The sequence below is a fragment of the Oscillibacter sp. MSJ-31 genome, from assembly GCF_018918025.1.
In the GTDB taxonomy this organism is placed as follows: Bacteria; Bacillota; Clostridia; order Oscillospirales; family Oscillospiraceae; genus Hominicoprocola.
The window spans coordinates 61,569-73,764 of the sequence record NZ_JAHLPT010000011.1 but is presented as its reverse complement, the minus strand read 5'-3'; the positions used below and the strand labels follow the sequence as shown (position 1 = coordinate 73,764).

Sequence of the window (12,196 nt, the reverse complement as noted above, 5' to 3'; positions counted from 1 at the left end):
CGGTCGGACCGACGGCGGCGGGACCGGCAGGCATTGCCGCGGGCTTAGCCGGTGCCGCTTTGGTCGAAGCTGCGGGAGCGGACTTCTCGGCTTCCTTGCCCTTATCCATTGCGGCAGGCGTGGCGGACATTTTTCCTTCCGTCTTGGCTGGTTCACTCTTGGCAGGAGTCGCAGCCGCAGGCTTTTCGGCTTCTTTGCTCTTGTCAGCTTCGGCAGGAGTGGCGGCCGATTTCTCTTCCGCCTTGACCGCCTCGCTCTTGGCAGGAACCACAGACGCAGACTTTTCGGTTTCTTTGTCCTTGTCAGCCACGACGGGTACGACAGGCGGTTTTTCTTCCGCCTTGGTCGGTTCGGACTTGATAGGATCTGTAGGCGTGGGTTTCTCGTTCTGCTTGTCCTTATCATCGGCAGGAACAACGGGCGTTTTCTCCTCCGCTTTGCTCGGCTCGCCCGCAGAGAGCGTCACCAGCTTGCCAGGGATAACTGCCTTGGGGTCGAGCACCTGCGCCTTGTGATAAGACCGCGCCTCTTCCAATGTCATTTCGTATACAAGAGCAGGGATCGTGGTTTTCTTGGCAAGCTCGCTCGCCTTGCGGCGGCGCTGACCTGCCAAAAGCTGATACATTCCGTCCTCGCTGCGGCGGACGATGATCGGCTCACGGACGCCGACCGACTGGATACTGCTGACAAGGCCGCCTAAGTCCTTTGGCGTGTAGGTGCGGATGTTCACGATGCCGGGGAGATCGCGTATCTGCGCGAGAGGGATCTGCTGGGGCGTAGGGGATGCGTTGCCGGGGGATGTGGTTTTGCTGGTTTCATTTGCCATTTCAATACCTCCAAGTTTTTTGATTTATGCTAAAAATGCGTCCCACTGTGGGACACATTTCTAACCAGTGTCATGCCGCACAGCGGCAGAATAATAAGGGCCCATCGTCAGCGGCGCATTGTAAAGCGTCGTGAGCAGATAAGCCCTTATGTTTCGGATTTGCGTGGTCGTCTGGCGCAGGCCGTCGATGACGTACCTGATGTGTTCGGCGTCAAGCTGCCGGTATCGCTCCTTGACAGTGCTCGCTGGAAGAATGTCTCCGCCGATACGCATGGTCGCCGCAGTGCTGCAAAGCGTATCAACAATCAGCTCCAACAGGCAGTCCACATCGTCATACGGATAGCTTTTCTGTAGGTCAACGTAGTTGATCTGCTCCATGACTTCTCTTCTGCACTCGCATCGCTCCATCTCCATTTCGTGGGACCGGATAGATGGATCAGGATAACTAAACTCAGGCTTATTTCTATTAGGATAACTTGCATCGGCTTTTCCGAGGTCTGCACATCGGGTTTGTCGAGGTCTTGACATCGACTTTTCCGAGGTCTGGAAATCGGAAAAATCGAGGTCTGCACCTCTGCCGGTATCAGGGCATGGCGGGGACGACTCAGCCGTGTCCGCTGGAAGCTCCCGCGTCGTAAAGCGCTTGACATATATTTTCGTCGGCTTACCCTGTCCCTGCTTGATCCGTTCGATCAGACCGACGCCTTTCTTCGTGTCCAGCTCGGAGAGCAGCTTGAGCGCTTTGTCGTTGCCGCAGCCCATGTCTGCCCGAATTTCGTCCGCGGTGTAGTAGATGTAGACGCGGCTCTGCTCGTCGTACCAGCCGTTCTTTGCAGACAGGCTCATACGGTCAAGCAGCATACCATAGAGCAGCTTCGCGTCCGTAGATAGTCCCTTGAAGCGCGGACTTGTGATAAGCAGGCGAGGGATTCGGAAGTAGCTGAATTGTTCGGATTCATCGCCGTAAAAGTAATCGGCCAGCAGCATCTCTGTCAAATTTTTCACCTCCTGCGGGCATGAAAAAAGCACGATTTGAAAATCACATCAAATCGTGCCTTTTTCGCCTATTGAATTGTGTCAGTTCGGGTCGTTTTTCTGGTAACTGCCTCTAAATTTAACGTTTGAAGTCATGGTCTTTATAGGTAGAAACCAAATGCCTTGCCTTTTCCGATCGTTTTTTACTTGCACAGTCCGCTCAGCTCCTCGCAGAAGCTCTGCGCCGAGGCTTCGTCCCGCATGACGACGAGCACCGTATCGTCGCCGCAGACGCAGCCGATCATGGCGGGCAGATCGTCCATCGCGTCGAAGGCCGCGCCCGCCGCGCTGGCAAGCCCCGGCATCGTCTTGAGGACCACAAGGTTCTGCGCGTAGTCCACACTCAGGCTGCACTCGCGCAGGATGCGCTGGAGCCGGTCGTTAAAGTCGCAGCCCGTCGAACGCGCCGAGGAGGCGTAACGGTAGCGTCCGCCGCCGCACGGCTCTTTATACAGGTGCAGCTGCTTGATGTCGCGGGAAACGGTCGCCTGCGTGCTGGGGATGCCGCACTCGGAAAGCCGCTCGAGCAGCTCCTCCTGCGTTTCGATCGCGTACTGCGCGATCAGTTCAAGGATCTTCTCCTGTCGCTTGCTCTTCATAGCCTACCCCCACGGTATGTTATTTCATGCGTGGTTCTGCGGCTATTATACTGTAATATCAAAAATTATGCAACGATGTATGCAAAAATAACCGTTCACTGGCACATGCGGCACACGCCGCGCGGAAATCAGTGGAATACGCGGGCGACGCGGTGCATCAGCGCGGAGGTCAGGCCGCAGCCCTCGTCGTCGCCGATGAGGTTCGCCGTTTCCTGCGAGGAGAGGAAGTTGCCGTCGCTGTCGTAGCCGAAGAAGGTGATCTCGTCGCCGACCTTGGCATCCTCTACACCGGTGACGTCCACGAAGCACTGGTCCATGCAGCACGCCAGCAGCGGGCAGCGCTTGCCGCCCACGAGCACCGGCGCGTGACACGCCACGAGCTTTTCGTTCAGGCCGTCGCCGTAGCCGACGCCGACGGTCGCCACGACGGTATCCTTATCCAGAACGTACTTGCCGAAGTAGGCGAGCGAGTCGCCCGCGTGGCGCTGCTTGACGTTGGTGAGGTAACTGCGCCAGGAGACGACCTCCTGAATGTTGCCGAGCGGCTTTTTCGGATGGTCCATATAGAGCCGGCGGCCAATACGCACGGCGTCAAGCGCGTACTGCGGGAAGAGCTCGGAGCTCTCCGAGGCGCTGATGTGGCACATTGGGACCGGAATGCCCGCCGCCTTGAGCTGCTCCGCGCCGGCAAGCAGCTTCTTATACTGCGCCTCGCAGACCTCGGCGTTGCCGGGCCACGCGAAATGAGAGAACGCGCCGGTGACATGGACCCACTCCTGCGCCGCCTTGAGCTCCCCGATCAGCGCGGCGAGCTCCTCGCCCGGCTCCACGCCGATGCGGTGCATACCGGTCTCCAGCTTGATCTGCACGTTCAGCGGCTTGCTCTGCGCCTTGCAGACCTCCGCAAGCTCCGGCACCATGCCAAGGCGCGAGACGGTCACGGTCAGGTCACATTCGACCGCAGGCGCATACTGGAACGGCAGCGTGCTGCCCATGATCAGGATGTCCTGACGGATACCCTCACGGCGCAGCGTCACGCCCTCGGAGACGTTGGCGACGGCAAAGCAGCCGATCTCCGGAAAGGCGCTGAGCGTCCGTGCGACGCCGACCATTCCCATGCCGTAGGCGTCGTCCTTGACGACGGGGATGAGCTTTGTCCCCGCCGGGAGCGAGCGCAGGATCGTGCGCACGTTTTCGCGCAGCTTGTCTGTATCGACGATCAGGCTTGAGTTGTTGAGCACTCCGTAGGTCGTATTCATATCCTATCCTCACTTCCCGCACATCTCGCGAACGAGCCGAGATGCGCCCTTGTACTTTTGAGATTTCATTCGGCGTATACAGCCGTTTTGCGTATTTTCATTCGGTATTTAATCAATTTCTTTGTATTTTATCTCTTTTCTTTTTGGATTGCAAGGCTCTTTTGCATCTGCAACGGATTCTTGTCATTTTGCATAAGAAAATTTAATTATTGTGCGTGAATTTTGAATATCAAACCGATTGACTTTGCATGAATATCCTCTTATACTATGTCATCATTTTGATTCGCGAATATAAATTCATATTACCCGCTACCGAGGAAACTCCGGCCACCCCCATCCCGATCTTCCTTCCCGCCGGAGCTTACTGCGAATGTGCAAGGTCCCTTGAGACTTTGCACATTCGCTGCGTTTTGGGTGAAAAACTGCTAATTTCCGCTTGCTTTTTGTCCGGGACTGTGGTATGATTACATCCTGTGAATACAGCGCATTCTGCGTTTATCAACTGATTGGAGGTCTCCTGTTATGGAACTGTTTATCACCATTCTTCAGCTCATCTGCGGTCTGATCGTCATCGGCATCGTGCTCTTCCAGAGCGGCAAGTCCGCCGGCCTGAGCGGCGCCATCGGCGGCGTGGCCGATTCCTTTATGGCGAAGAACAAGGCCAAGAGCATGGACGCCAAGCTCGCCCGCGCGACCAAGTGGGTCGGCGCTGCGTTCATCGTCCTGACGCTCGTTCTCAACATGCTGTAATTTTTCGCGCATATTCGACAAACTGTAATCAAAAAGAGCTGCCGAAGCCTCGCTTCGGCAGCTCTTTTTCTCTGTCTCACGCGATCCGCTTGAGCTCGTCGGGACGGATGTAGAGCTTTCCCGGCTCCGGCTCGATGCCCTTTTGCCGAAAGAGCTCCTCTAAGGTGACAAAGCGGTAGCCCTGCGGGGTCAGGGCGTCGATGGCGCGCAGCGCCGCCTCGACGCTTGTGGCGTAAGGGTCGTGCAGGAGAATGATGTCGCCGTCGCGGGCATGGTCGATGATGTCCTGCGCCACGGCGTCGGCGTCCAGCCTGCGCCAGTCCTCCGTATCCAGCGACCAGTAGACCATCGGCACCTCGACTGCCGCGGCGGTCTGCGGGGCAAGAAAGCCCCACGGCGGGCGGAGCCAATAGACTCCGTCGCCCAGCAGCGCGCGCAGCGTCTCGTCGGTCGCAGCGATCTCGCGCAGGCGCTCGGCGGGGTCGCCGCGGCTGAGATCCATGTGCGTAAAGGTATGGCTGCCGACCTGATGCCCCTCATCCGCCATACGGCGCACGGTGTCCTCATGCCCGGCGAGCTGCTCGCCGATCAGGAAGAAGGTCGCCTTGGCGCCGCGCTCCGCGAGGCCGTCGAGCAGCTGCTCGGTGGTCTCGGGCCATGGGCCGTCGTCGAAGGTCAGCGCCACATATTTCTCCGGCATAGCCGCCGGCTCCGCGGCAGAGGCCGGCAGACTTTCCTCCGAACGCGGCGCAAGCGCCAGCAGCGGTACGGCGAGCATACACAGCAGCGCCCGCCGCTTTTTCCTTGTCATTCCATCGCCCCCTCGGAGGAGCTTATGCGCCCGGCGGCGCGCTTATCCCTGCGGGACGGGCCGCGGATCATTCTTTTCCCTCCGATGCACTGCAGCGTGCAACAGAGGGCGTTTTGCGCCGCAAGGAAAACGGGCGTTTCCGACCATGCGGCAGAGAAGCATAAAAAGTCCTTTTGTATGGCTTCGCGATCTGCCATACAAAAGGACTTTTTACTTACGCTGTTATGCTTAGACCAGCTCGATGATGGCCGTCTCGGCAGCGTCGCCGCGGCGAACGCCGGTGCGGACGATGCGGGTATAGCCGCCGTTGCGCTCAGCATAGGCGGGGGCCAGCTCCTTGAAGGTCTTCTTGCAGACGTCTTCGCGGGTGATGAAAGCCATCGCCTGACGATAAGCCGCCAGATCGCCCTTCTTGCCGAGGGTGATCATCTTCTCAGCCAGGGGCTTGATCTCCTTGGCGCGGGTGACGGTCGTTTCCATCTTGCCGTTGTCCAGAAGGTCGGTGACCTGCTGACGGAGCATCGCCATACGCTGATCGGTAGTCTTACCGAGCTTACGAGTTCCGGGCATGTTGGTTTTCCTCCTTATCAGGATAAGTTAGCGGGTCTTCGTCCTGCGGCGCTGCCGCAGGCGACAACCCCTGTCAGTTGTTGTCGTCGCTGGCGAGGGACAGGCCCATCATTGCCAGCTTGTTGATGACCTCTTCGAGGCTCTTGCGGCCCAGGTTGCGGACCTTCATCATATCGTCCTCGGTCTTGGAGATCAAGTCCTCGACGGTGTTGATGTTGGCGCGCTTGAGGCAATTGAAGCTGCGCACGGAGAGATCGAGCTCCTCGATGGTCAGCTCCAGAACCTTGTCGCGCTGGGTCTCGGCCTTCTCGACGACGGTGGACTTGCCGCCCATAGCGTCGGACAGGTCGGTGAAGAGAGCGAAGTGATCGCAGAGGATCTTGGCGCCGAGGGATACCGCGTCACGGGACGAGATGGTGCCGTCGGTCCAGACCTCGAGCGTCAGCTTGTCGAAGTCGGTCATGTTGCCCACGCGGGTGTTTTCCACGGTGTAGTTGACCTTGTAAACAGGCGTGTAGATCGAATCGACCGGAATGAGGCCGATCGTGGTCTGCGCCGGCTTGTTGCGGTCAGCGGGGACATAGCCGCGGCCGTGGCTGAGCGTCAGCTCCATGTTGAGCGTCGCTCCGGCGTCGAGCGTTGCGATATGCAGGTCGGGATTGAGGACCTCGACCTCGCTGTCGCACTTGATGTCGCCGGCCTTGACCTCGCAGGGACCGGTGGCCTCGATGAAGACCGTCTTGGTGCCCTCTGCGTTGTGGAGCTTGGTGATCAGGCTCTTGACGTTGAGGACGATCTCCGTCACATCCTCCTTGACGCCGGGGATGGTGGAGAACTCATGCTGCACACCGGCGATCTTGATGGCGGTAGCTGCGGTGCCGGGGAGCGAAGAGAGCATAATGCGGCGCAGGGCGTTGCCCAGCGTAATGCCGTATCCACGCTCCAGAGGCTCGACAACGTACTTGCCGTAAGAGCTGTTTGCGGAGTCTTCGATACACTCGATCTGGGGCTTTTCAATTTCAATCATGCAGTTACCCTCCTTCATCTTCTCATTGCGGTGGCGCATTGCTGCGCCCCGCCGGCAATTCCTATCATTATTGAGGGTATCCTCCGATTACTTGGAGTACAACTCAACGATGAGGTGCTCCTCAACAGGAACGTCGATCTCCTCGCGGGCGGGAAGACGAGTGATGGTGCCCTTGAGAGCATTCTTCTCGCGCTCCATCCACACGGGCTGCAGGAACACGGGCGCGTCCTGACCCAGCAGGCGCTTGAAGCACTCGGCGGAGCGGCTGCTCTCTGCGACCTCGATCACATCGCCGGCCTTGACGAGGTAGGAAGGAATGTTGACCTTCTTGCCGTTGACGGTGAAGTGGGCGTGACTGACGAGCTGACGGGCCTGACGGCGGGTCATCGCAAAGCCCATGCGATAGACGACGTTGTCCAGACGGCGCTCGACGGTGATGAGCAGGTTGTCACCGGTCTTGCCGGGAGCCGCAGCGGCCTTCTCATAGTAATCATGGAACTGCTTTTCCAGGATACCGTAGATGAACTTGACCTTCTGCTTCTCAGCAAGCTGGATGCCATACTCGCTCTTTTTTCTCTTCATCTGGCTGCCGGGGTTGCGGTTCGTGGTCTTCTTCGCATAACCCATAACGGCAGGAGAAATGCCTAAAGCCTTGCAGCGCTTGGCGATCGGCTGCATATTCTTAGCCATATTGCTTGTTACCTCCTCTTTCGATTAAACGCGGCGGCGCTTCGGGGGACGGCAGCCATTGTGAGGAATCGGCGTAACGTCCTTGATCATGGTGACCTCGAGACCCACAGCCTGCAGGGCGCGGATGGCCGCTTCACGACCCTGACCGGGACCCTTGACAAAGACCTCGACGGTCTTGAGACCATGCTCCATAGCGGCGGTAGCCGCCGTCTCAGCAGCGCTCTGCGCGGCGAAGGGAGTGGACTTCTTGCTGCCGCGGAAACCGAGACCACCGGAGGAAGCCCAGGAAAGGGCGTTGCCCTGAGAGTCGGTCACCGTGACCATGGTGTTGTTGAAGGAAGAACGAATGTGGACCTGTCCACGCTCAATGTTCTTCTTTTCGCGACGGCGGCGGATAACCTTCTTGCCGTTAGCCTTAGCAGTAGCCATATTCTATTCTCCCTCCTTACTTCTTCTTGTTCGCAATGGTCTTCTTGGGGCCCTTGCGGGTGCGTGCGTTGGTCTTGCTGCGCTGACCGCGAACGGGCAGGCCGCGGCGATGACGGGTGCCGCGATAGCAGCCGATCTCGCTCAGACGCTTGATGTCGAGCGCGGTCTGGCGGCGCAGGTCGCCCTCGACCATGTAGCCGTGGTCGATGGCTTCACGCAGCTTGGCCTCTTCCGCGTCGGTCAGATCCTTCACGCGGGTGTCGGGGTTAATGCCTGTCTGCGCCAGAATGTCCTGAGCGCTCTTTCTGCCAATGCCGTAGATGTAAGTCAAACCGATTTCGATTCGCTTATCCTTGGGCAGGTCAATACCGGCAATACGTGCCATACTCTTTAACCTCCAATTAAGTCTTAGCCCTGGCGCTGCTTGTGCTTGGGATTCTCGCAAATGACCATGACACGGCCTTTACGACGAATGATCTTGCACTTCTCGCACATGGGCTTCACGGACGGTCTTACTTTCATGTCGATAAACCTCCATTACTTAGTACGCCAGGTAATGCGACCGCGGGTCAGGTCGTAGGGAGACATCTCCACCGTGACCTTGTCACCTGGCAGGATCCTGATGAAATTCATTCTGAGCTTTCCGGAAATATGCGCCAATATCGTGTGTCCATTTCCAATGTCTACTTGGAATGTGGTGTTGGGCATCGCCTCAACGACAGTGCCTTCCACTTCGATCATGTCGGATTTTGCCAAAGTGTTGATCCCTCCTGGTCTTGATTACCGTGCTCGCCGCGATAGACGGCGAGGGCTTTACGAAGCTCACTGTTTGTAATGATCTCGCTGCTTCTGAGCTTTGCGGCGAGCTCCTCCGGCGCGGCTCCCGCGCGCTGAACGTGCCTGCACTTCTTGCGCTTGGGGGCTTCGAGCCGTCTGGACTTGCCGTCTGCGAGCAGAAGATATTCGTTCTGAACATCCACAACGAAGAAGAGCCTGCCCTTCTCCCTGCCCGCCGTCGCTAAAACAAGGTCGCTCTTCGCAATGTCCATCCGCACGTCCTCAGATCTCGGGAAGCGTCAGAAGCTCCGCTTCGCCGTCGGTGATGAGGATCGTGTTTTCGTAGTGTGCGGCAAGCGAACCGTCTTGGGTCCTGACGGTCCAGCCGTCCGGCATGACCCGGACTGCCGCGCCACCCGCGTTCACCATGGGTTCGACTGCGATCGTCATGCCGCGCAGCAGTCTCGGACCGTGGCCCGGCGCGCCGAAGTTCGGCACCTCGGGGCTCTCGTGCATCTTTCTGCCGATGCCGTGACCGACATACTCGCGCACGACGCTGTAGCCATTGTCCTCAACGTATTTCTGCACCGCCGCAGAGATGTCCGAAAGGCGCTGGCCCTCGCGGGCGAATCGGATGCCTTCGAAGAAGCTCTGCTGTGTGACGTCAATGAGCCGCTGGGCCTCGGCGGAAATTTTTCCGCAGGGGTAAGTGGCCGCGCAGTCGCCGTGGAAGCCGCCGATGTAGGCGCCCACATCCACGCTCACGATGTCGCCCTCCTTGAGCACCCGGGGACCCGGGATGCCGTGGATGATCTCATCGTTCACGCTGACGCAGACGCTGGCCGGATAGCCGCTGTAATTGAGGAACGACGGCTCGGCTCCCTGCGATTTGATGAACCTGTACACTGCTTTGTCAATTTCGTGGGTTGTTACGCCGGGCTTTACCATTTCCCCTGCTAACGCACGGGCAGCCGCGGTAATTTTTCCCGCTCGGCGCATCAATTCGATCTCGTGTACCGATTTCAAAGTGATCATTGTACACCTCTCATTTCAGCACGGCGAGGATCGCCTTGGAGGTGGCCTCGACCGAGCCCATATCCTCCACCGGGTACAGAACGCTGCGGGACTTATAGAAGTCCTTGAGCGGTTCCGTCTCCCTATGATAGACCGCAAGACGGTTCTTCACCGTCTCCGGTGCATCATCCTTACGGGTGACGAGCTTGCCGCCGCAGACGTCGCAGACGCCCTCGGTCCTGGGCGGAACTGCCTTGATATGGTAGCTCGCGCCGCAGTGCTCGCACACCCTGCGTCCGCTCATGCGCTCCTCGATGGTCTCGTCGGAGACCTCGAGCGAGACGACATGATCGAACCGGATACCGGCTGCCTCGAGCGCTTCCGCCTGCGCGATCGTGCGGGGCACACCGTCGAGGATGTAGCCCTTCGCACAATCGGATTCGGCAAGACGCTCGGTGATAATGCCGATGATGACCTCATCGGGCACCAGATGGCCTTCATCCATATAGGTCTTGGCCTTCATTCCCGTCGGCGTGCCGTTTTTGATGGCCGCGCGCAGAATGTTTCCGGTGGAGATCGTCGGGATCCCGAGCTCGGCGGCGAGGATCGCGGCCTGTGTGCCCTTTCCCGCGCCGGGAGCGCCCAATAAAATCAGTTTCATGTTTTCGCCTTTCTTACTCGAGGAAGCCCTTGTACTGACGCATCAGCATCTGGGACTCCAAAGCCTGAACGGTCTCCAGCGCAACGCCGACAACGATGATGACCGAGGTGCCGCCGATGGCGAGGCTGTAGTTATCCAGAGCCTTGCCGACGATCAGCGGCGCGATGGCCACGATGCCGAGGTAGATCGCACCGAACAGCGTGACCTTGTTGAGCACCTTCGCGATGAACTGGCTGGTGGGCTGGCCCGGACGGAAGCCGGGGATGAAGCCGCCGTTCTTCTTGAGGTTGTTGGAGATCTCAACGGGGTTGAACTGAATGGTAGCGTAGAAGTAGCTGAAGCCGATGATCATCAGGAAGTACACGATCAGGTAAAGAACGGACTTCGTGTCGATCGCGCTGTAGATGGAGTAAGCGACGGGGCTGGTATCCTTGTCGGGGGTGCCGACAAAGGCCCAGACCGTGGCAGGCAGAGAAGCGATGGACTGCGCGAAGATGATGGGCAGAACGCCGGACATATTGACCTTCATGGGAAGGGTGGATGCCTGGCCGCCGTACATCTTGCGGCCGACCTGACGCTTCGCATACTGCACGGGGATACGGCGCTCGGCGCCGTTGACGTGGACGATGAGGACGATCATCGCAAGGATGCCGAGGAGCACCAGCGCCAGCCACAGGTAGCCGATGCTGCCCTTCTGGGCAACAAAGTAGCGGCCGGTGGTGAACGCGGTGGGGATACGGGCGAGGATACCGGCGAAGAGGATCATGGAGATGCCGTTGCCGATACCGAACTCGTTGACCTGCTCGCCGAGCCACATGACGAAGGACGAACCGGCGACGAGGGTCACGATGATGACCAGAGCCGGCCAGATGCCGGACTGCTCGAGGATGCCGTAGTTCTTGCAGATCATGTAGTAGCCGAAGGCCTGGAGAAGAGCGATGGCAACCGTCGCGTAGCGCGTGATGGAGGCGATCTTCTTCTTGCCCGCCTCACCGCCGTCACGGGCAAGACGCTCGAGGGCGGGGATGGCGATGGTCAGCAGCTGGATGATGATCGAGCTGTTGATGTAGGGCTGCACACCGAGGGCGAAGACCGTAGCCTGCGCAAAGGCGCCGCCGGACATCACATTGTAGAGGTTCAGGAGGCTGCCGCCGGTGGAATCAATGTAGGCACCGAGCAGCTCCGTGTTGATATAAGGGGTGGGGATCGCGTTACCGACGCGGAAGATGAGCAGGATCAGCAGAGTGAATACGATCTTCTTGCGCAGTTCGGGGATGCCCCAAGCTTTACGGATCGTCTGGATCACTTAGATCACCTCTGCCTTTCCGCCTGCTGCCTCGATAGCCTCCTTGGCAGAAGCGGAGAAAGCAGAAGCCTCCACGTTGACCTTCTTCGTGACCTTGCCGTTGCCAAGGACCTTGTAGCCGTACTCGCACTTGTTCAGGATACCCTTGGCAAGCAGAGCCTCGGCGTTGACGGTCTCACCGTCCTCGAACGCGTTGAGCGCGCTGAGGTTGATGATCTCATAGGGCTTTGCAAAAATGTTGTTGAAGCCGCGCTTCGGGGTACGGCGCGCCAGAGGCATCTGGCCGCCTTCAAAACCGATGCGGACACCGCCGCCGCTGCGGGCCTTCTGACCCTTGTGACCGCGGCCGCCGGTCTTGCCGTTGCCGGAACCGGCACCGCGACCCTTGCGGTAAGCCTCTTTGGTGGAGCCGGCGGCAGGAGACAGTTCATGTAACTTCATT

General features: G+C 58.8%; 18 protein-coding genes. 1 reads left to right on the top strand and 17 read right to left on the bottom strand.

Annotated elements, in window-relative coordinates; genetic code table 11:
* The 4 genes from KQI17_RS08940 to alr all read right to left on the bottom strand — a co-directional run.
* The coding region (locus KQI17_RS08940; protein ID WP_216495811.1) for a ParB N-terminal domain-containing protein at positions 1–826 on the bottom strand (826 nt) is incomplete at its 3' end.
* Positions 827–886: 60 nt separating this feature from the next.
* On the bottom strand, positions 887–1,813 hold the full coding sequence (locus KQI17_RS08935) for a DUF6017 domain-containing protein (protein ID WP_216495816.1): 927 nt from the start codon (positions 1,811–1,813) through the stop codon (positions 887–889).
* A 191-nt stretch (positions 1,814–2,004) separates the two neighbouring features.
* Complete coding sequence (locus KQI17_RS08930) at positions 2,005–2,460, bottom strand: arginine repressor (protein WP_022019189.1); 456 nt, start codon at positions 2,458–2,460, stop codon at positions 2,005–2,007.
* A 128-nt stretch (positions 2,461–2,588) separates the two neighbouring features.
* On the bottom strand, positions 2,589–3,719 hold the full coding sequence (gene alr / locus KQI17_RS08925) for an alanine racemase (protein WP_216495810.1): 1,131 nt from the start codon (positions 3,717–3,719) through the stop codon (positions 2,589–2,591).
* Positions 3,720–4,241: 522 nt separating this feature from the next.
* Here alr and secG point away from each other — a divergent pair.
* Positions 4,242–4,469 (top strand): preprotein translocase subunit SecG, encoded by a 228-nt coding sequence (gene secG / locus KQI17_RS08920; RefSeq protein ID WP_022019191.1) that lies wholly within the window; start codon positions 4,242–4,244, stop codon positions 4,467–4,469.
* 76 nt (positions 4,470–4,545) lie between these two features.
* Here secG and KQI17_RS08915 read toward each other — a convergent pair whose 3' ends face one another.
* The 13 genes from KQI17_RS08915 to rplO form a co-directional block, all read right to left on the bottom strand.
* On the bottom strand, positions 4,546–5,280 hold the full coding sequence (locus KQI17_RS08915) for a polysaccharide deacetylase family protein (RefSeq protein WP_216495809.1): 735 nt from the start codon (positions 5,278–5,280) through the stop codon (positions 4,546–4,548).
* Between the two features lie 228 nt (positions 5,281–5,508).
* Positions 5,509–5,850, bottom strand: coding sequence for a 50S ribosomal protein L17 (rplQ, locus tag KQI17_RS08910; protein WP_022019193.1), 342 nt, complete (start codon positions 5,848–5,850; stop codon positions 5,509–5,511).
* A gap of 73 nt (positions 5,851–5,923) precedes the next feature.
* On the bottom strand, positions 5,924–6,877 hold the full coding sequence (locus KQI17_RS08905; RefSeq protein WP_022019194.1) for a DNA-directed RNA polymerase subunit alpha: 954 nt from the start codon (positions 6,875–6,877) through the stop codon (positions 5,924–5,926).
* A gap of 87 nt (positions 6,878–6,964) precedes the next feature.
* A complete protein-coding gene (rpsD, locus tag KQI17_RS08900) occupies positions 6,965–7,567 on the bottom strand; it encodes a 30S ribosomal protein S4 (RefSeq protein ID WP_022019195.1) in 603 nt (200 codons plus the stop codon).
* A 24-nt stretch (positions 7,568–7,591) separates the two neighbouring features.
* Complete coding sequence (gene rpsK / locus KQI17_RS08895) at positions 7,592–7,996, bottom strand: 30S ribosomal protein S11 (protein WP_022019196.1); 405 nt, start codon at positions 7,994–7,996, stop codon at positions 7,592–7,594.
* A 16-nt stretch (positions 7,997–8,012) separates the two neighbouring features.
* Positions 8,013–8,381: a 30S ribosomal protein S13 gene (rpsM, locus tag KQI17_RS08890; RefSeq protein ID WP_022019197.1), complete on the bottom strand. Its 369-nt coding sequence runs from the start codon at positions 8,379–8,381 to the stop codon at positions 8,013–8,015.
* A gap of 23 nt (positions 8,382–8,404) precedes the next feature.
* Positions 8,405–8,518: a 50S ribosomal protein L36 gene (gene rpmJ / locus KQI17_RS08885; protein WP_021858708.1), complete on the bottom strand. Its 114-nt coding sequence runs from the start codon at positions 8,516–8,518 to the stop codon at positions 8,405–8,407.
* 15 nt (positions 8,519–8,533) lie between these two features.
* Complete coding sequence (gene infA, locus KQI17_RS08880) at positions 8,534–8,752, bottom strand: translation initiation factor IF-1 (RefSeq protein ID WP_022019198.1); 219 nt, start codon at positions 8,750–8,752, stop codon at positions 8,534–8,536.
* Positions 8,734–9,045, bottom strand: coding sequence for a KOW domain-containing RNA-binding protein (locus tag KQI17_RS08875; protein WP_216495808.1), 312 nt, complete (start codon positions 9,043–9,045; stop codon positions 8,734–8,736). The genes infA and KQI17_RS08875 overlap by 19 nt, the downstream gene beginning before the upstream one ends.
* 10 nt (positions 9,046–9,055) lie before the next feature.
* Positions 9,056–9,808 (bottom strand): type I methionyl aminopeptidase, encoded by a 753-nt coding sequence (map, locus tag KQI17_RS08870; RefSeq protein ID WP_216495807.1) that lies wholly within the window; start codon positions 9,806–9,808, stop codon positions 9,056–9,058.
* Positions 9,809–9,818: 10 nt separating this feature from the next.
* Positions 9,819–10,448, bottom strand: coding sequence for an adenylate kinase (locus KQI17_RS08865; RefSeq protein ID WP_216495806.1), 630 nt, complete (start codon positions 10,446–10,448; stop codon positions 9,819–9,821).
* 13 nt (positions 10,449–10,461) lie between these two features.
* A complete protein-coding gene (secY, locus tag KQI17_RS08860) occupies positions 10,462–11,754 on the bottom strand; it encodes a preprotein translocase subunit SecY (protein ID WP_216495805.1) in 1,293 nt (430 codons plus the stop codon).
* Positions 11,755–12,195: a 50S ribosomal protein L15 gene (gene rplO / locus KQI17_RS08855; RefSeq protein WP_216495804.1), complete on the bottom strand. Its 441-nt coding sequence runs from the start codon at positions 12,193–12,195 to the stop codon at positions 11,755–11,757.
* Position 12,196 lies beyond the last annotated feature (1 nt).